A 21,155-nucleotide genomic window follows, 5' to 3' on the forward strand; every position below is an offset into this window, starting at 1 on the left:
TTTGTTAATAACGTTTAACAACTTATTTTTGCTCTAATTAACACTTAAAAATTAAATTTTTGAATATGAAAAATCTTAGCAGATTATTATTCGCACTAGTACTTATAGTAAGTTTTAGTAATGTGAATGCACAAAACCAAGATAACCCATGGGCTATCAGCTTCGGAATTAACGCCGTAGATGTATACCCTGTTGGTGAAGATGCTCCACAAGGAGATTACTTCGATGAATTTTTTAACGCAAAAGATCACTGGAACATTCTTCCTTCTTTATCTACAATAAACGTATCAAGATACATAGGGGATAACTTTACTGTTTCTGTTGGAGGGTCTCTAAATAAAATTGAAAAGTGGGGACAGTTCGAAACTTTAGCTGGAGATGTAGATGTTGCTGTAAATGATTTAAACTATTATGCTGTAGATGCTCGTGTTTCTTATAGTTTAGCTAACTTAATAAAATCTAAAAAGTTTGACCCAGCTATCGGTATTGGTGGTGGTTACACTTGGATTGAAGAAGGACCATACAATAACAACAATGCAGGAAGAAGAAGTAACTTAGGTGCTGGAACTTTAAACGGTTCTTTAGGATTAACTTACTGGTTTACTGATAATGTTGGTTTATATGCTCGTACGACTTATAAGCATGCTTTCTCTGACGATGGTGTTAAGCACTTTCAACACGCTGCTGGTTTCTCTGTAAGATTTGGAGGAAAAGATACAGATGGTGATGGAATCTTCGATAAAAATGATGCTTGTGTTGACGTATTTGGTTTAGAAGCTTTCAACGGATGTCCTGATACAGATGGTGATGGAATCGAAGATAGTAAAGATAGCTGTCCTAACGTAGCAGGTTTACCTGAATTCAACGGATGTCCTGATACAGATGGTGACGGAGTTGTAGACGCTAGCGATAAATGTCCTACAGTAAAAGGTCTTAAAGCTTTAGCTGGATGTCCTGATGCTGATAACGATGGTGTTGCTGATGGTGATGATAAATGTGTTAACGAAGCTGGACCAGCTGATAACCAAGGATGTCCTTGGCCAGATACAGATGGTGACGGAGTATTAGACAAAGATGATAAGTGTGTTAACGAAGTTGGAACTGTTGCTAACAATGGTTGTCCTGAAATCGTTGAGCCTACTCCTGAAGTAATCGCTACTTTAAACTCTTATGCTAAAACTATCTTATTTGATACTGGAAAATCTTCTTTCAAAGAAAAAACTTACCCAGTATTACAAGCTATCACAGGAATCTTAAAAGATTACCCTAAGTCTAACTTCACAATTGAAGGTCACACTGATAGTGTAGGTAGCAAAACTACTAACCAAAGATTATCTGATTCTAGAGCTAACGCGGTTATGGCTTACCTAGTACAAAACGGAATCGACCCAAGTAGATTAACAGCTATTGGATTTGGAGAAGATTACCCAATCGAATCTAACAAGACTAGAGCTGGTAGAAAAAACAACAGACGTGTAGAAGTAAAACTTAAAAAATAAGTTTACAAAAAACACATAAAATAAGTTACAAAAAACGCTTCGGTTAACCGAAGCGTTTTTTATTTTTATACAATGAAGAGTTTTATTTACGATGTTTTAAATCACTTAAATGAAAAAGGAGAGAATATATCTCTCCTAACCTTTATTCTTCCTAGTAAACGAGCTGGTGTCTTTTTAAGACAAGAATTATCTCAAGTAGTAAATAAAACTATATTTTCTCCTAAAATTATTAGTATTGAAGAATTTGTAGAAGAATTAGCCCAGCTTAAAACAGTATCTAACACAGAGTTGCTATTTGAGTTTTACAACAGTTATATTACTTTAACCCCAAAAACAGAAAGAGATACTTTTGAAACATTCTCTAAATGGGCTCAAATATTATTACAAGACTTTAACGAAATAGACCGGTACCTTATCCCGCAAAATAATATTTTTGAATACTTAAGTGCTATTAAAGAACTTGAACATTGGTCTTTAGAAGACAATAAAACAAAGGTTGTACTTAACTATTTAAAATTCTGGGATAAATTAAAAATATATTATAACCATTACACTAAATCCTTAATCAATAAAAAAATAGGATACCAAGGTTTAATATACAGGGAAGCTGTAGAAAAGATCCAATCTTACCTAGCAAGTAAGCCAAATACTAAACATATTTTTTTAGGTTTCAATGCCTTAAACACTGCCGAAGAAACAATTATACAAGAGCTACTTCAAAATGAAATGGCCGAAATATTTTGGGATATAGATGAAGCGTTTCTAAACAACCCAATACATGATGCCGCTCTATTTACAAGAAAACACAAAACAAATTGGAAACATTTTAACAAGCATCCCTTTAACTGGGTAACAAACCATTATACTAAAGATAAAAACATTTCTATATATGGTATCCCTAAAAATATAGGACAAGCAAAAACCGTTGGAAGTCTCCTTAAAACAATTTCTAAAAACAATCCTTCTTTAAAAAATACAGCAGTAGTACTAGGAGAAGAGAGTTTATTAATTCCTATTATAAATTCTATCCCCAAAAATGTAGAAGCTCTTAATATAACTATGGGGTTTCCTTTAAACTCTATACCCCTGGCCTCTTTATTTGAGTTATTGTTTACCATTCAAAAAAAGGGTGTAGAAAATTACTATTATAAAGATGTTATAAGTATACTTTCACATCAATTTATAAAACCATTATTTTCTACTAAAACTATAAATGCAGCCTCTATTATTATTGAAAATATTCAAAAAAACAACTTAGTATATTTAACAATTTCAGATATAAAAAAACATTCCAAGACACATCATGACTTAATTAATCTACTATTTTCTAACTGGAAAGATAATGCACACATAGCAATTGCAAATAGTTTTAAAATCATTAATGTAATAAAAACAGAACTTTCTGTAGATAAAGAGTCTAATACTCTTTCTTTAGAATACTTATTTCGTTTTAATACTTTATTTAATGAATTACAGAGGTTAAATGATGGCTTTAGGCATATTAATGATATATCTGCGCTATATAGCATATATAAAGAACTTTTAAGTTCTGAGACTTTAGATTTTCAAGGAGAACCCTTACAGGGTTTACAAATCATGGGAATGTTAGAATCTCGTGTGCTAGATTTTGAAACTGTAATAATAACATCTGTAAATGAAGGTGTTTTACCTTCTGGAAAAACAAACAATTCTTTTATCCCTTTTGATGTAAAGATTGAAAATAACTTACCTACATATAAAGAAAAAGATGCTGTGTATACCTATCATTTTTACAGACTATTACAACGAGCTAAAACTATTTATATATTGTACAATACAGAAATAGATGTTTTAACTGGTGGAGAAAAAAGTAGGTTTATAAATCAACTAGAATTAGAAAATAGCCACAAAATACAACATAAAATAATTACGCCTTCTGTACCTAGTTTTAAAACAGAATTAAAACAAATAGAAAAAACAGAAACCGTTTTAAAGCAATTAAAACAAATAGCAGGACGAGGGTTTTCTCCATCTTCTTTAACCAATTACATAAGAAACCCTATAGATTTTTACTATCAAAAATTATTAGGATTAAAAGATTTAGATGAAGTTGAAGAAACCGTAGCAGCAAATACTATGGGAACTGTTGTACATAATACACTCGAAGACCTCTATAAGCCGTATATAAACATACCACTTACAGTAGATTCTCTAAAAAAGATGAAATTAAAAATAGATAAAACTATTATACATCATTTTAGTAAAGAATATGTGGATGGAGATATGACTAAGGGTAAAAACTTAATTGTTTTTGAAATAGCAAAGCGTTATGTATTAAACTTTATAAATCTAGAAATCGAAGATCTAAAAAAAGGGAATAACATAACAGTACTTGCGTTAGAGGCTGAGAATAGTATGACAATTCCAATAACTGAGCTAAATTTTGAAGTAAAAATAAGAGGCACTGTAGACCGCGTAGATAATTATAATGGAATTACAAGGATTATAGATTATAAGACAGGTAAAGTACTACAAAACCAAGTAGAAATACTAAATTGGGAAGATATAACAACCGACTACAAAAAGTACAGTAAAAGTTTTCAAATACTTACTTATGCCTATATGCTTAGTGAATCTAAAACGCTAGAGTTTCCAATTGAAGCTGGTATTATCTCGTTTAAAAACTTAAGTTCAGGATTTTTAAAATTCACAAAAAAACAACAAGCTAGAGGTGGTAAAAAAGAAACATTGATTACCGAAAATACTTTAAATTCATTTTTACAGGAACTAAAAAAAGTAATTATTGAAATTTGTAACCCCAATATAAACTTTATCGAAAAAGAAGTATAATTATGATATTAAAAAATACAGTTTTAGATAGAAAACATAAAAAACCTATACTATGGGATGCCTTTTTTAGTAAAAATAACAAACAAAAACCGTTAGTTATTTTTTGCCATGGCTACAAAGGTTTTAAAGATTGGGGCTGTTGGGATTTAGTTGCAGAATCTTTTTCTAAAGCAAATTTCTTTTTTGTAAAGTTTAACTTCTCGCACAATGGTGGTACCATAGAAAACCCTATAGATTTTCCAGATTTAAAAGCCTTTGGAGAAAATAATTATTCTAAAGAACTAGATGACTTAGATAGTATTCTTAATTTTTTATTATCTAACGAAAACCAACTCAAAAGTGAAATAGACTGTAATAATATTACTTTAATTGGTCATTCGCGAGGAGGCGGAATTTCCATTATAAAAGCCAGTGAAGATTCGAGAATTACAAAGTTAATTACATGGGCAAGTGTATGCAATTTTGGAAAACGTACAGCAACCATTGGTGATTTAGACACTTGGAAAAAAAATGGTGTAAAGTATATTTTAAATGGAAGAACAAAACAACAAATGCCACATAATTATCAGTTTTATGAAGATTTCATTGCTAATGAAGAACGATTAAATATTGAAAAATGCGAAAAAAAAACAACCATCCCTCATTTAATAATTCATGGAAAAGACGACCCTTCTGTATTTTATAAAGAAGCTGAAACCTTAAAAGACTGGAATCCTAAAAGCGAATTGTTTCCTATACAAAATTGTAATCATGTTTTTAACTCTAAACATCCATGGAATAGTAACAGCATTCCAGAAGCTTTAAATATTGCCATTAAAAAAAGTATCAACTTCATTTAAGTTAATGCTAACTTGTTTTTCTGTAACTCTCAATTTTATTAAGTAACAGCGTTTTGTTTATAGGTTTTGTTATGTAATCATTCATACCAATATTAAACACCTTATCTCTAGCAAACTCTGTAGTATCTGCTGTAACCGCAATAATTGGAATATCTTTAGAGATAGTACTAATAGTACTATTTCTTATTACCGAAGCAGCTTCGTATCCATCCATAATTGGCATTTGCAAATCCATTAAAATAATATCAAACGTTTCTTTTTTTAATACCTCTAAAGCTTTCTTTCCATTAGAAGCAACTGTAATTTCTACTAATTTAGACGATTTTAAAATACGCTTTATAATGAGCTGATTCATAACATTATCCTCAACCACTAGAACTTTACACACAGTATTTACATTACTCTTTTCGTACTTATTTTTATTTTCATCAATGAACTCTTCTAAGTTGAAATCTATAGTCACTTTTGTACCAAAACCTTCATTACTATCTATTACTATATTGCCTTTAAAAAGCTCCACCAAATGTTTAACAATACTTAATCCTAAACCTATTCCTCCAAAGCGTCTGGTATTATTTAAGCGCATTTGTGCAAAACTGTCAAACAATCGGTTTTTTTTATCATCACTAATTCCCACTCCAGTGTCTATAACTTGTAATGTAAAATGGTGTGTGTTATTTTCTTTATATGTACATATAACAGTAAACTCAATTTTACCATAAACTGTAAATTTAACAGCATTACTCAATATATTATTTATAATTTGTGTAAAACGTTCTCCATCTCCCATAACAGATTTTGGGATATTTTCTGAAACATTTAAAACATATTGAAGCCCTTTACGTTTTGCTGCTATTTTCCAATTATCGCTAATTTGTTTAATTGCGTTTCGAGGGTTAAAAGGCTGCATTCTTAATTTTAATTGGCCTTTTTCAATTTTTTCAAAATCCAATATGTCATTTATATTACTTAATAAACTAATAGAGGCTTGTTTAATTATTTCAAAGTTTTTATAACTTTCTTCGTCTTTATTTTTATCTAGTTGGTCATCTGCAATTCCCATAATTGCGTTTATAGGCGTACGCAGTTCATGACTCATATTAGACATAAAAAAACTTTTAAGTTCGCTAACTTCTTCAGATTTGTTTAATGCTAGTTTTTGCGACTCTTCCTTTTCTAATCGTAAATCGCGTATAAGATTTGTCATAGATAACGATAAAAAAACCACTTCGAGACCAATCCCGAATTTAGCACTATTTAAAATAATAAAATTATTGGGTAATAAGCTCAAATTATTCATAACAAACCCAAGAAGCCCAATAACTAAAAAGAAAATTCCAATAGAGAAAAAGGTATCAATCTGGATACGTTTATAACGCATATAAAACAATACTCCCAAAATTAAAATAAGACTTAACAAGCCATTTACATTACTAATAGGGTATACTAATGCTTTTGTTTTATCATTAATAAATAACAAAATACCTAAAATGATGATGATACTATATATTAATTTAAACCCATAATGTATAATGGTTGTTCTTATTTTTATTTTTAAAAAATGTTCACAGTATTTTAATAAAAAAAAGTTTGAAAATAAAGCCGTAATTAAAACAATTCTATCATTAAAATAACCACCATTAGAAAATACATATTGAAACAAAAAACCATCTAAAGCAGATTGTAAAAAGGCTATTGAAAGTACATAAATACTATAATACAAGAATGTCTTTTTAGAAAGACTAGTATAAAAAAAGAAATAAACAAGCACTGCTAAAAACAAGAGCCCATAAAATACACCAAGAAATAACTGTTGACTATAGTTTTCTTTCCAAAAAGCATCTTCTGTATATAAATTAAGAGGCAGATTTAAAGTTTCTCCATCACTCTTTAAATGCAAATAAAATTGTTGTTTAACTTGTTTTGGTATGGTAAATTTAAAAATAGTCTGCCGGTGTTTAACCTGTCTTTTAGAAAAGGGAATTTGATCTCCGCTCTTAAACACCTGTATATTACTATCCTTAACTTGAAATAGTGTTGCTATATCTGTAATTGGCCTAGCGGTTTTTAAGTAATATGTTTTAGGCTCTAATGATGAATTCTCTAAAACAAAATGTATCCAATAACTATCCGTAGTAAAACCGACACTCTGGTTATTAGAATCGATAGTATTAAATTTAAGATTAGGGTTACCAATAACATCTTGAATGGTTAACACCTTAGACGTCTTAAAAAAAGAAGCATATTCATAAAGCTCTCCTTTACTTCCTTCTGGGTTAAAAGCTACATTTTGCGCATTAGTTAAAGAGTAGCTTAACGCAATTATAAATAAAAGAAAGCGCATAAATATATTAAGTCTAGATTAGGTTGTCCACTAAAGATACAATTTACTTACGTAAAAACTATAGGGATGGTTTTACAAAGGACTTAATGTAAAAAAATGGACACCATTTGGTAATAACCAATAGCAGAATAACTATCAAATAAATGCATTAACAGACTAAATAAAAGCCTCGCTTATCTTTTTTATTTTAGACCACTCAACACTAAAACAGGTATAGTAGAAACGTAAAAGTCTTTTTTAAGAATAACGTTTTTTTCCCAAAGTTTACCAAAAAAACCACGATTACGTCTTACAACACATAATAAGTCTGGGTTATGGTCTTTATAATGTTCTAACACCCCCTGAAAAGTAGTTGCGTTTTCTGTTTCAGTAATTGTTTCAACTAATGCTTTTAAATCATTATCTACATTAAAATCGTTGTCCTTATAAAATGGTGTTTTTACTAAAAGTAAATTAATCTTTGATTTAAAATCTTTTTTAATAATGTCTAAAGGTTCTAAAACGCCTTCTTTTTTTATAATAGCAGATTTAATAGCCATTAAAATAGAATTAATAGGTTTAAAACCATAACCTTCTGGAACAATTAGCGCAGGAATATCTGTTTGTTTTATTATTTTTCCTGAAGTTTTTCCTAAAAACACTTCATCTTTTATAGAATTTGTTCGTGGTTCTAATACTATCAAATCAATATCTAAAGACTTACAAACTAGCTCTACAGTATTTACCAGTTTCCCTTTAAATGTTTTAGCTATTACTTGAACACCTGTAGTATCAATTTTTGCAATATGTTCATCTAAAAAAGCTTTACTTTCTCTTTCTAGAATATGATCTATTTTAATCATAGTGCCCGCTTTTGTATACACATTATAAACTTGTACAACATATAATTTTGCTCCTGTATATCTTGCAAAATCTACAGCGTATTGTAAATGGCTTTTTGCATTCTTAGATGAACCAACTGGTACTAAAATATTCTTCATAATTAAAATAAGGTAATCAATGTAACACTACAAAAATACAGTTTTTTTAATCTGAACACATTTAAACCGACTTAAATAGTAAATAAAATCAGTATTATTTCACGATATTCGCCAGAATATTTATAATATTTTGAGTACAAATATTAGTTTAAAACATATAAATAAGTTGGCTATTCCTGCATTAATATCAGGAGTATCAGAACCTATATTATCTTTAACTGATGCCGCAATAATAGGGAATGTAGACTTAAACCCTACAGAGTCTTTAGCAGCTGTAGGTATAGTATCTACATTTATGTCTATGCTTATTTGGGTATTTGGACAAACCAGAAGCGCTATATCATCAATAGTCTCGCAATATTTAGGTGCTAACAAGTTAGAGGCTGTAAAAAACCTTCCAGGTCAAGCTATATTTATAATTACATCTTTAAGCCTTTTAACAATACTAAGTACCTACCCATTTACAGAGAGTATTTTTAAACTATATAATGCTTCAGGGACTATTCTAGATTATACTTCCGAATATTATAAAATTAGAGTATTTGGTTTTCCTTTTACATTATTTACTATTGCAGTTTTTGGAACATTTAGAGGATTACAAAACACCTATTACCCAATGCTTATAGCAATAATAGGTGCTGTAATAAACATTATACTGGATTATATATTAGTTTATGGGTTTTTAGATAGTATTCCTCCAATGCATATTAAAGGTGCAGCTTATGCTAGTGTAATTGCACAATTTATAATGGCTCTTTTTTCAGCTTACTTTTTAATAAAAAAAACAACTATTCCACTACGCATAACATTTCCTTTTAACAAAGAGATTAAGCGTTTTTTAATTATGATTGGTAACTTGTTTGTGAGAACATTAGCTCTAAATGCTGCATTGTTTTTTGCCACAAAATATGCTACTGCTTATGGGCCAGAGTACATTGCGGCATATACAATAGCTATTAATCTTTGGTTTTTAGGAGCCTTTATAATAGATGGCTATGCTAGTGCAGGCAATATTTTATCAGGTAAATTATTGGGAGAGCTAAATTATAACAAGCTTATAACACTTAGTAATCAACTTATAAAATATGGCATATTAGTAGGCTTATTAATGGCTTTAATTGGATTTATATTCTACTACCCAATAGGGCTAATTTTTAATAAAGACGAAGCAGTTTTAAAAGAATTTTATAACGTTTTCTGGATTGTACTCGCCATGCAACCATTTTGTGCACTTGCTTTTATTTTTGATGGTGTTTTTAAAGGTTTAGGAAAAATGAAAGATCTTAGAAATTTACTATTAATATCTACCTTATTAGTCTTCATTCCTGTTTTATTAATTTTAGATTACTTCAATTTAAAGCTTCATGCTGTTTTTATTGCTTTTACACTATGGATTATAGCTAGAGGACTACCATTAATTATAAAATTTAGAAAAGAATTTTTGCCGCTATCTCAAAACGAGTAACTTTGCTCCTGAATATATTAATTATAATACAATGGATGTTTTAAATTTTTTAGGAGGACAAGGTATGTTTATTCTCTTGGGCTTTGCTTTAATCGTTATTTATGTAGTAAATAGAATAAAAAGCAGACGTAGATAATGGGAAATATTCGTATTACAAAACAATTTTCTTTTGAAACTGGTCATGCACTTTACGGTTATGATGGAAAATGTAAAAATGTTCATGGACATAGTTATAAGCTTTCTGTAACGGTTATTGGACAACCAATAAAGGATAACACCAATGTAAAATTTGGGATGGTTATAGATTTTGGCGATTTAAAAAAAATTGTAAAAGAAGAAATTGTAAATGTTTTTGACCATGCTACGGTTTTTAACAAGAACACACCTCATATAGAATTAGCAAAAGAACTTAAAGACCGTGGACATAATGTGTTATTGGTAGACTATCAGCCTACTAGCGAAATGATGGTTCTAGATTTTGCTTCAAAAATAAAAAGACGTTTACCTAGCAGCATTAAATTACACTCTTTAAAACTACAAGAAACAGCAACATCTTATGCAGAATGGTATGCAAGTGAAAATTCTTAACAAAAATATAGCAACTTAATTGTAAAACGACAAAAAGCACAATAAATTAAACTAAAACCTAATTAGTTTACATTTTTACCGCCAATAAGCTACGATAAATTCATTTTAACATATCTTTTTGAAAAAAAATATATTTCTGTGAAACCTGATAAAAACAGTACTTCGTCGATATTTTATGCATTTAATAGGCGTTTATTGCAAAAAAATGATTTAAAAAGTTTTGTAAAGACACAATTTTTTATACATTTACCACTTGAAATTATGATACAAAATAAAAAAACATTTGCCTCATTCTTATTTGTATTAATAAGTTTTGTATGCTCCGCCCAAACCCCGCCGCCGCCTCAGCCGCCGCCAAGTCCTGTTGGTCTTCCAATAGATACTAATATTTTGATTCTAGTTATTTTAGGATTTTTATATGGTATTTATAAAATATATAAATTCAGAAAAAAGAAAGCTAGTATTTAATATTTTAGGGCGTTTAGTCTAGCAACGTATTTTCCAATAACATCAAACTCTAAGTTTACAACTGTTCCTTCTTTAAATGTTTTAAAGTTAGTATGCTCGTATGTATACGGTATTATAGCAACACTAAAAGTATCTCGTTGAGAATTCACAACAGTTAAACTAACTCCATTAACAGTAATAGAACCTTTTTCTATAGTTATATTGTTTAACGAACTGTCATAATTAAAAGTAAACAACCAACTACCCGCAGTTTCTTCTACACCTACACAAGTTGCAACTTGATCTACATGTCCTTGTACAATATGCCCATCTAGTCTATCTCCCAATTTCATGGCACGCTCCAAATTAACACGGTCATTAACTTTAAGAGCCCCTATAGCAGTTTTATCTAAAGTTTCTTTTATTGCAGTAACAACATAATTAGAATCAGAAATACTCACAACAGTTAAACAAACACCATTGTGTGCTACACTTTGATCTATTTTTAACTCTGAAGTAATCGAGCTATTTATTGTAATATGTAGATTATCTAAATCCTTTTTTAAATCCTTTACCACTCCAACGGTTTCAATAATTCCTGTAAACATAGTCTTAAACGTAATATTTAGTTAAATTTGTCGATGTAAAATTACAAACAAAAGTTATCATAATTAATGAGGAAAGAAGAAAATATTATCGTTGGAATATCCATAGGTGACTTAAACGGAATAGGCGCTGAAATTGTATTAAAAATTTTTGAAGATAATAGAATGTTAGAATTCTGCACTCCAGTTATTTTTGCATCTATAAAAACAATGAGTTTTGTAAAAAATCATTTTAAGCTAAATATTAATTTAAATAGCATACATAATACAAACCAAATAGTACATGGTAAAATAAATGTATTAAACTCTTGGAAAGAAAATGTTATTATCAATTTTGGAAAAGAAGATTCTAAAATAGGAGAATATGCTATTAAATCTCTAAAAGAAGCAACTAAAGCATTAAAAGAAGGAAACATAGATGTATTGGTTACAGCACCAATAAACAAACATAATATACAATCAGAAACATTTAAATTTCCTGGGCATACAGATTATTTAGCAAAAGAATTAAATGGTAATAGCTTAATGTTTATGGTAACAGATACATTACGAGTAGGCTTACTTACAGATCATGTTCCTGTAAAAGACATTTCAAATCACATAACACCAGAATTAATTGAAGAAAAAGTAGAAACCGTTTACAACTCTTTAAAACAAGATTTTAGGATTAGCAAACCAAAAATAGCCATGCTAGGCATAAACCCACATACAGGAGATAATGGAGTAATAGGTAATGAAGATGATGATATTATGAGACCAACACTTCATAAAATAAAAGAAGAAGGAAAATTAGTCTTTGGTCCGTACGCTGCAGATAGCTTTTTTGGTTCTAACAATTATAAAAACTTCGACGCCATAATAGCTTCGTATCACGATCAAGGTTTAATACCATTTAAAACGCTATCGTTTGGGCAAGGGGTAAACTATACCGCAGGATTAAGCCATGTTAGAACCTCTCCAGATCATGGTACTGCATACGAAATAGCAGGTAAAGGAACAGCAGATGTTGGCTCTTTTAAAGAAGCTATATTTTCTGCTATACATATATATGAATGCAGAAAGGAATATCAATTAATTAATAAAAACCCTTTAGCAATCTCAAAACGTAAACGTTACGAAAAATAAAGATTACAGGTGTTAACAAAAAAAAGTATATAAAACGGTCTAGTTAATAAAAATTTGTATATTTGCAGGCTCAAAATAGATGTGATAATGAAGCGTTTGAAAGAATTTACAATTCCATTTGTTGGATTAAAAATAGGAAAACATCATTTTGATTATAAGATAAAGAAAGCGTTCTTTGAACATTTTGAGTATGAAGAGTTTAACGACAGCGATGTAAACGTTGACATTATACTAGAAAAAAAATCGACATTACTAGAGCTACACTTTGAAATATCTGGAGTAGTAAATGTTAATTGCGATTTAACAAATGAGCCCTATAATCAATTCGTAGAAAGTACTTTTGATTTAGTTGTAAAATTTGGAGAAGAGTATAACGATGAAAATATTGATATTCTTATTATCCCTCATGGAGAATACGAAATTAATATCCAGCAGTACATTTATGAGTTAATTGTTTTAGCAATGCCGTCTAAATATATACATCCAGGAGTAGAAGATGGAACATTAAACTCAGAAATACTTGAAAAATTAGAAGAATTAAGTCCTAAAGCAAAGGATATAGAAGAAAACAAAGAGGACATAGACCCTCGTTGGAATACATTAAAGAAACTATTAACGGATAAATAAAATTATAAAATGGCACATCCTAAAAGAAAAATCTCTAAAACAAGAAGAGATAAGAGAAGAACTCACTACAAAGCTGTAGCGCCACAAATTGCAACTTGTCCAACAACTGGAGAAGCTCATTTATATCACAGAGCTCACTGGTTCGAAGGTAAACTATATTACAGAGGTCAAGTATTAATTGACAACTCGGCAACTGAAGAAAATTTAGCATAACTACTATGCATGCATATAGAAAAACGCTCACTTGTGAGCGTTTTTTTTATGATATTTTTTTCTTTGCGTTAAAAACAGCTTAATTTGTGTAATATTGACTAAAAATCATTAGTTTTATCAAAATTTCGCCTTTTTTGGACGAGTTTGAACATTATTTGGTCAAATTAACTTAAAAAGTATGAGTAAAATTTCGGCAGCGATTACAGCTGTAGGTGCCTATGTACCAGAATATGTATTGACCAATCAAATACTTGAAACGATTGTAGATACCAATGATGAATGGATTACTACTAGAACCGGTATTAAGGAGCGTAGAATCCTTAAAGGTGAAGGCTTAGGTACTTCGTACATGGCCATTAAAGCCGCTAAAGACTTATTACGTAAAAGCGGAACAAACCCAGAAGACATAGAGTTAGTTATAGTTGCTACCGCAACTCCAGATATGAAAGCTGCTTCTACAGCTGCATATACTGCGACTCAAATAGGTGCCGTAAATGCTTTTTCTTTCGATTTAGAAGCTGCATGTTCAAGTTTCTTATTTGGTATGTCTACAGCTTCACGATATATAGAATCAGGGAAATACAAAAAAGTCCTTTTAATAGGTGCAGATAAAAATTCTTCTATGATTAATCCTAAAGATAGAGCAACATGCATTATTTTTGGAGATGGTGCAGGAGCTGTTTTGTTTGAACCTAATGAAGAACAATTAGGTTTACAAGACGAGTATTTAAGAAGCGATGGCGTAGGTAGAGAATTTCTACAAGCCAAAGTAGGAGGATCATCGTACCCTATGACGGCCGAAGCATTAGCTAATGAAGAACATTATGTTTTTCAAGATGGAAGAACAGTATTTAAAAATGCAGTTTCTAACATGGCAGATGTAGCCGTTAAAATTTTAGAACGTAATAATTTAACAAAAGATGATGTTGCTTGGTTAGTAGCACACCAAGCAAACAAAAGAATTATTGATGCTACGGCAAATCGTATAGAACTAGACCACAAGAAAGTAATGATGAATATTCATAAATATGGTAATACCACATCGGCTACACTACCATTACTTTTAAGTGATTACGAATCGCAACTAAAAAAAGGAGATAATTTAATATTTGCTGCTTTTGGAGGCGGATTCACTTGGGGTTCAATTTATTTAAAATGGGCTTATAACTCATAATAAACCAACTAAACTAAAATTTAATACATTTTAATTATGGATTTAAAAGACATTCAAAACTTAATCAAATTTGTAGCTAAGTCTGGCGCTAGTGAAGTAAAACTAGAAACCGATGATGTTAAAATAACTATAAAAACAGGTTCAGATACAGAAACGACTATTGTTCAACAAATGCCAATGGCAGCTCAAATGCCACAAATGGCTATGCCAGCGCAAGCACAACCTGCCGTTGCAACTACACCAGTAGTAGAAAAAGCAGCCCCAGCCGAAGACTCTAAATACATCACAGTAAAATCTCCAATAATTGGTACTTTCTATAGAAAACCTTCACCAGACAAGCCTTTATTTGTAGAAGTAGGGCAAACAATAGCTGAAGGAGATGTATTATGTATTATAGAAGCTATGAAATTATTTAACGAAATAGAGTCTGAAGTATCAGGTAAAGTTGTTAAAATATTAGTGGATGATGCTTCTCCTGTAGAATTTGACCAACCATTATTTTTAGTAGATCCATCTTAATTTGAAGTTTAAAGTTTTACGTTTTAAGCAACAGTAGTTAATACCTACAAAATGCCTAAACAATTAAACCCATAAACTCTTAAACTCATAAAGATATGTTTAAAAAAATATTAGTAGCAAACAGAGGAGAAATAGCACTTCGTGTTATTAGAACCTGTAAAGAAATGGGCATAAAAACGGTAGCAGTATACTCTACAGCAGATGCCGAAAGTCTACACGTAAAATTTGCTGACGAAGCGGTTTGTATAGGACCTGCCCCAAGTAGTGAATCTTACTTAAAAATGTCTAATATTATTGCAGCTGCAGAAATCACAAATGCAGACGCAATACACCCAGGATACGGTTTTTTATCAGAAAATGCAAAGTTTTCACAAATTTGCGATGAACATGAAATCAAATTCATTGGAGCTTCGGCTGAAATGATTGATAAAATGGGAGATAAAGCCAATGCAAAAGCCACTATGAAAGCTGCTGGAGTACCATGTGTACCAGGAAGTGAAGGTGTAATAGAATCGTTTGAAGAATGCGAAAAACTAGCTGTAGAAACAGGGTACCCTGTAATGCTAAAAGCATCTGCTGGTGGTGGTGGAAAAGGAATGCGTGCCGTATGGAAACCTGAAGATTTAAAAGATGCTTGGGATTCTGCAAGACAAGAGTCTAAAGCCGCTTTTGGAAATGACGATATGTACATGGAAAAACTTATTGAAGAGCCAAGACATATTGAAATTCAAGTAGTAGGAGATTCTAACGGTAAAGCATGTCATTTATCTGAGCGTGATTGTTCTGTACAAAGACGCCACCAAAAATTAACCGAAGAAGTACCATCTCCATTCATGACCGATGAGTTACGAACTAAAATGGGAGAAGCCGCAGTAAAAGCAGCAGAGTTCATTAAATATGAAGGCGCAGGTACAGTAGAGTTTTTAGTAGATAAGCATAGAAATTTCTACTTTATGGAAATGAATACGCGTATACAAGTAGAACATCCAATTACTGAGCAGGTAATAGATTTCGATTTAATACGTGAGCAAATATTAGTTGCAGCTGGAGTGCCAATCTCTGGTAAAAACTATACACCAAATTTACATTCTATAGAATGTAGAATTAATGCAGAAGATCCTTTTAACGATTTTAGACCGTCTCCAGGAAAAATAACAACATTACATGCTCCAGGCGGCCATGGTGTACGTTTAGATACTCATGTTTATGCAGGATACTCTATACCACCAAACTACGATTCTATGATTGCAAAGTTAATTACAACTGCGCAAACCAGAGAAGAAGCTATAAACAAAATGAAGCGTGCTCTAGATGAGTTCGTTATAGAAGGAATAAAAACAACAATTCCTTTCCATAGACAATTAATGGAGCATCCAGATTATTTAGCAGGGAATTATACTACTAAATTCATGGAAGATTTTGTTATTCAAAAAAATGTAGATGATGCCTAATTAATTATAGACATAAATAACTATTTCAAAGCCTAAACAATATAAATATTGTTTAGGCTTTTTTTATTTAATACGTTTTCATCCTTATGTCACATCACATTAAAATATTATAGGTAAACAAGAACATAACCAATAAGTAGAAATTAAAAAAACTTTTCTAAACATATATTTTAACTATATTAGTATTGAATTTTAACTATTTATGAATACACTTCACATAAAACAACCGCCATAATAGATATATTGTTAAAAAAATAACATTTTTTATACATAAAATTCAAAAAATATAACGAATCCCCTTTAAATTATATTTTCCTAATAACATGATTAAGATTTTAGACGCTTTTTATTTTATAAGTGGCGTACAAACGTTTATAGTTATACTAATTTTTTTCTTTTACAAATCAAAAAAAATAAAAATAAATAAGTACCTCGGCTTATTTTTTATAACAATGCTTATTGAAATAATTTTTTATTTTTTATTTACAAACAACCCTTCCAAGTTAATTTTTGTAAATCCGTTAAAATTTAACCTATTAACAACGCCTTTACTTTTACTATATGTAGTAAAGCTTTCAAGATATAAATTAAAAAAAATAGAACTCTATCTAATTCCTTCTGCAATAGAGTTTTTATTTTTTTTAATTATTTTTATTATTGTTTATATCGATGAAAATTATATCAGTAACCAATCAATTAAAAATATTCTAAAAGTCTATACTATACTTTCTATTGGCTTCAATATTTTTATATGCATAAAAATAATACATGTTACTAATCTCCATAGAAAGTTTTTACCTTTATTCTATACGAACACTAAAAACAAGTCATTAAATTGGGTAACAGTATTTTGTGTATCCTGTATTATTTTTAATGTCTTTACATTCTTAACATTTTTCTTATTGCCTCCAAATAAACAAACGCTATATATATTATATTTTCTTAATATAGTCTTACTCTACTATTTAAGTATAGCAAGTGTTATACAAATTAATATAAACAATTATGTAAAAATCACGAATAGTTCTCAAGGTCTCAAGAACAATGCTCCTATTAATAGTGAGTTAATAGAAATCTTTAATAAAGTAGAGAGCTATATAAGTGATGAAAGGTTATACTTAAACCCCAATATTACATTAAAAACACTTTCTAAACTCACAAAAATTTCAAGTAATAAAATTTCTAAATCACTAAAAGCAGCAGGCTATGAAAACTTTAATAGTTATATTAATAATTATAGGATAGAAGAAGTAAAAAAAATGCTTTTAAGTGACTCTTATAAAAAATATAGTATTATAACTATTGCAAAAGAAGTTGGATTTAATTCTAAAGCAACTTTTTATAAAAACTTTAAGGAGCGGTTGGGAGTATCACCTTCAGATTATATAAAACAAAACGAATGATATGTAATGCATAGTATTTAAACAGTCTCATTTTGATTAATAAACGTCTCATTTCAACATTGTAGACTAGTACTTCTTGGTTTTAAGACACTTTAATTTGTTCTTTTGGTTTAATCAAACTAAAATATAAACACATGAAAAAACTATTACAAGTATTATTACTCGTTTTATTTTCTCTTTCTATTTATGGGCAGGAGAAATTTAAAATTGTTCAAGAAGGCGATGAGGAAATGCACCCTCGTTTTGTAAAATTCAATAAAGATGCTGTACGATTTATATCGCCAGATAATTGCCTCAAAACTATTTTAAAAACAAAATCGTTTGAAGGTTTTATCCTATTAGATCAAGAAGCAGATCATCTAGGATACACTCACTACAGGCTACAACAAACCATTAATAATATTCCTGTTGCTTACAGTACCTATTCAATACATGTAAAAAATAACCTCATTACTACTGCTAATGGAGATTGGTTTAAAAATATTCCATCTGGAGTTCCTCAAAAAAGAGCAAGTTTAAATTCTGAAGGAGCTATGGTCAAGGCAAAACAAATAGTAAGAGCCAAAAAGTATGCTTGGGAAGTAGCTACTTTAAATGACAGAGGCAAAAAAGTATTTATGGGTGAAGAAATTAACAACAAAGGGAAGTTAGTTTATATAACTAAAAATAACAGTCTTAAATCTAGCGAGTTAAGACTAGCTTATAAATTTGATATGTTTTCTGCTGCTCCTTTAGATCGTAAACTAGTTTACATAGATGCTATCAATGGAGAAACACTATTTATAGAGCAAAAAATGCATTCTGCAGATGTAGAAGGTACAGCAAATACTGGACATCATGGAACTAGGACCATCACCGTAAGTAATAGTGGTAATGGATATGTTACTCAACAAAATGGTAATAGAAGAATATCGCTACGAAACATGAATGGTGCCAGTCTACCAACACAACAAGGACAAACTATGAATGGTACTTTGTATTCAAGTAATTCGACATCATTTAATTTTTCTGGAAACCAAGCCTATTATATGGCGGCTTACTGGGGAGCAGAACAAACATGGGACATGTATAAAAATACATTTAACAGGAATAGTTATGATGGCAATGGAAGTAATATAGGGCTATTTGTAAATGGTGGCGGTCAAGGTTCTACTAACAATGCTTTTTGGATAGGCACTCAAGGCTATTTTGGAAATGGAACTAATGGAGGTGCTCCTCTAACCCCCTTAGATGTAGTAAGTCATGAAATAACTCATGGAGTTATAGGAACTAGTGCTGGACTTGTATACCAAGGTGAGTCTGGTGCTTTAAATGAATCTTTTGCAGATATATTTGGATCTTATGCAGAATATTATGCTTTTAATAGTGTAGACAACAACGTATGGACTTTAGGAGACAAAATTTCTATAAAAAGATCACTTTCAAATCCAAAAACATACAATCAACCAGACACTTATCAAGGTTCATTATGGGCTTCAACAAACTCTAGCGCTGATAATGGCGGAGTTCATACTAATAGTGGTGTAATGAATTATTGGTTTTATTTAACCTCACAAGGCGGTAACGGTACTAATGACAATAACACTTCCTATTCGGTAGATGGTATTGGTATTGATAAAGCTGGGCAAATTGCTTACAGAGCATTAGTTTATTATTTATCTAATAACTCTAATTATAATGCAGCGAGAAACGCAGTTATAAATGCTGCAAAAGATTTATATGGGCAAAATTCTTGTGAAGTAAAAACAGTTACCGACGCTATGAATGCCGTTGGTATTGGTGCAAAATATTCAGGGTCTGCATGCGAAACATCCAACACCTGTGGAGCAGTTACAGGAGTAAACAGCTCTAACGTTACAACATCTTCAGCAACGATTAATTGGAATGCTGTTTCTGGGATTTCAGATTATATATTAGAATACAAAACTTCTACAGCAGCAAACTATACAAGTGTAAATGTTTCTGGAACTTCTTATAGCTTATCTGTTACTACTGATGTTTCTTACGATGTGAGATTAAAATACACATGTACTACAGGAGAAGAGTCGCCATACTCAACAGTAATTTCATTTACAGCTACAGATGGTGGAGGTTCTGGAAGTTGCAACCCTGTTAACGGAGTATCTAGTACAAATATTTCAACATCATCGGCTACTATTAATTGGAACTCTATTTCTGGAGTATCAAATTATACATTAGAATACAAAGCAACATCTGCTTCAAACTACTCAAGTGTATCGGCTTCTGGCAATTCTAAAGGATTAACTGGTTTATCTCCTAATACAACTTATAATGTAAGATTAAAATATAATTGCCCTACTGAAGGTCAAGGGAATGATCCATGTACTGGAGTAGCCGAATACCAACCTGGTACATTTTATCCTTTCGGTTCTAAGGTAACTTTTCAAGGCTCTTTATACGAAGCAACACCATCAGGATGGATAAATCTCGGACCATGTGGTACTTCTGGAGGAGGAACTTCTCAAGAATCTCCATACTCTTCGGTCATATCATTCACAACTACTGGAGTTACAGGACCTTGTAGTGGAGTTCCAATATATCAACCAGGAATTCCATATCAACCGGGATCTAAAGTAATTTATTTAGGAGGATTATATCAAATGAATATTTTCTACCAGTGGGTTTATTTAGGACCTTGCTTTAGTGGTTTCAGCTCTTCAGTTGCACCTACAACTGGTTCAGTTATTAATAGTGGTTTAATATCTATATATCCAAATCCTGCTTCAGATTATATAACTCTTTCTACAAACGGAGCAACAAAAGAACAAATATCTGTTATTATTTATGATATTAATGGAAGAACCATGCTAAATAAACAATTGAGTGTAGGTAAAGGCATACACTCTAGCACATTAGACATTTCTAAATTAGAATCTGGGATTTATATAATAAATATAGGAGGTGAAATATCTAAAAAACTCATAAAAAATTAATTTGCCCCTTTAATAAATAACAATCTAATTACACTCCATTTTTGAGTATTAGCAAAAGCTCCATTTTAATATAAAATGGAGCTTTTAATATAA

At 30.6% G+C, this 21,155-nt stretch carries 17 protein-coding genes; 14 read left to right on the plus strand and 3 right to left on the minus strand.

Annotation, left to right across the window (positions count from 1 at the left end; all coding sequences use genetic code 11):
• Positions 1-65: 65 nt before the first annotated feature.
• The 3 genes from ACVC08_RS04485 (at position 66) to ACVC08_RS04495 (ending at position 5,167) form a co-directional block, all read left to right on the plus strand.
• Positions 66-1,499 (plus strand): OmpA family protein, encoded by a 1,434-nt coding sequence (locus ACVC08_RS04485; protein ID WP_452601149.1) that lies wholly within the window; start codon positions 66-68, stop codon positions 1,497-1,499.
• A 72-nt stretch (positions 1,500-1,571) separates the two neighbouring features.
• Entirely contained in the window at positions 1,572-4,328 is a 2,757-nt protein-coding gene (locus tag ACVC08_RS04490) for a PD-(D/E)XK nuclease family protein (protein WP_452601150.1), read from the plus strand.
• Positions 4,329-4,330: 2 nt separating this feature from the next.
• On the plus strand, positions 4,331-5,167 hold the full coding sequence (locus ACVC08_RS04495) for an alpha/beta hydrolase family protein (RefSeq protein ID WP_452601151.1): 837 nt from the start codon (positions 4,331-4,333) through the stop codon (positions 5,165-5,167).
• 7 nt (positions 5,168-5,174) lie between these two features.
• On the opposite strand, the gene ACVC08_RS04500 is transcribed toward ACVC08_RS04495, so the two are convergent.
• Together ACVC08_RS04500 and ACVC08_RS04505 are read right to left on the minus strand one after the other, a co-directional pair.
• Positions 5,175-7,511: a 7TM diverse intracellular signaling domain-containing protein gene (locus tag ACVC08_RS04500; protein ID WP_452601152.1), complete on the minus strand. Its 2,337-nt coding sequence runs from the start codon at positions 7,509-7,511 to the stop codon at positions 5,175-5,177.
• Positions 7,512-7,693: 182 nt separating this feature from the next.
• Entirely contained in the window at positions 7,694-8,491 is a 798-nt protein-coding gene (locus ACVC08_RS04505; protein WP_452601153.1) for a universal stress protein, read from the minus strand.
• A 130-nt stretch (positions 8,492-8,621) separates the two neighbouring features.
• On the opposite strand from ACVC08_RS04505, the gene ACVC08_RS04510 reads away from it, so the two are divergent.
• From ACVC08_RS04510 to ACVC08_RS04520, 3 genes are all read left to right on the plus strand, one after another.
• Complete coding sequence (locus ACVC08_RS04510) at positions 8,622-9,956, plus strand: MATE family efflux transporter (RefSeq protein WP_452601154.1); 1,335 nt, start codon at positions 8,622-8,624, stop codon at positions 9,954-9,956.
• 135 nt (positions 9,957-10,091) lie between these two features.
• On the plus strand, positions 10,092-10,544 hold the full coding sequence (locus ACVC08_RS04515) for a 6-pyruvoyl trahydropterin synthase family protein (RefSeq protein ID WP_452597426.1): 453 nt from the start codon (positions 10,092-10,094) through the stop codon (positions 10,542-10,544).
• Between the two features lie 261 nt (positions 10,545-10,805).
• Positions 10,806-11,012, plus strand: a complete 207-nt coding sequence (locus tag ACVC08_RS04520; protein WP_452597425.1) for a hypothetical protein — start codon at positions 10,806-10,808, stop codon at positions 11,010-11,012.
• On the opposite strand, the gene ACVC08_RS04525 is transcribed toward ACVC08_RS04520, so the two are convergent.
• A complete protein-coding gene (locus ACVC08_RS04525; RefSeq protein WP_452597424.1) occupies positions 11,009-11,599 on the minus strand; it encodes a riboflavin synthase in 591 nt (196 codons plus the stop codon). The two genes, ACVC08_RS04520 and ACVC08_RS04525, sit on opposite strands and share 4 nt — an antisense overlap.
• A gap of 66 nt (positions 11,600-11,665) precedes the next feature.
• Here ACVC08_RS04525 and pdxA point away from each other — a divergent pair, with 66 nt between their 5' ends.
• From pdxA to ACVC08_RS04565, 8 genes are all read left to right on the plus strand, one after another.
• On the plus strand, positions 11,666-12,721 hold the full coding sequence (gene pdxA / locus ACVC08_RS04530) for a 4-hydroxythreonine-4-phosphate dehydrogenase PdxA (RefSeq protein ID WP_452597423.1): 1,056 nt from the start codon (positions 11,666-11,668) through the stop codon (positions 12,719-12,721).
• Between the two features lie 87 nt (positions 12,722-12,808).
• Positions 12,809-13,348, plus strand: coding sequence for a YceD family protein (locus ACVC08_RS04535; protein WP_452601155.1), 540 nt, complete (start codon positions 12,809-12,811; stop codon positions 13,346-13,348).
• A gap of 9 nt (positions 13,349-13,357) precedes the next feature.
• Positions 13,358-13,561, plus strand: a complete 204-nt coding sequence (rpmF, locus tag ACVC08_RS04540) for a 50S ribosomal protein L32 (RefSeq protein ID WP_452597421.1) — start codon at positions 13,358-13,360, stop codon at positions 13,559-13,561.
• 178 nt (positions 13,562-13,739) lie between these two features.
• On the plus strand, positions 13,740-14,735 hold the full coding sequence (locus ACVC08_RS04545; RefSeq protein ID WP_452597420.1) for a beta-ketoacyl-ACP synthase III: 996 nt from the start codon (positions 13,740-13,742) through the stop codon (positions 14,733-14,735).
• A 36-nt stretch (positions 14,736-14,771) separates the two neighbouring features.
• Entirely contained in the window at positions 14,772-15,254 is a 483-nt protein-coding gene (accB, locus tag ACVC08_RS04550; protein WP_452601156.1) for an acetyl-CoA carboxylase biotin carboxyl carrier protein, read from the plus strand.
• Between the two features lie 95 nt (positions 15,255-15,349).
• Positions 15,350-16,705: an acetyl-CoA carboxylase biotin carboxylase subunit gene (gene accC / locus ACVC08_RS04555; protein WP_452597418.1), complete on the plus strand. Its 1,356-nt coding sequence runs from the start codon at positions 15,350-15,352 to the stop codon at positions 16,703-16,705.
• 902 nt (positions 16,706-17,607) lie between these two features.
• Positions 17,608-18,108, plus strand: coding sequence for a helix-turn-helix domain-containing protein (locus tag ACVC08_RS04560; RefSeq protein WP_452597417.1), 501 nt, complete (start codon positions 17,608-17,610; stop codon positions 18,106-18,108).
• Positions 18,109-18,242: 134 nt separating this feature from the next.
• Positions 18,243-21,062 (plus strand): M4 family metallopeptidase, encoded by a 2,820-nt coding sequence (locus ACVC08_RS04565; protein ID WP_452601157.1) that lies wholly within the window; start codon positions 18,243-18,245, stop codon positions 21,060-21,062.
• Positions 21,063-21,155 lie beyond the last annotated feature (93 nt).

The organism is Pontimicrobium sp. MEBiC06410 (assembly GCF_053601615.1).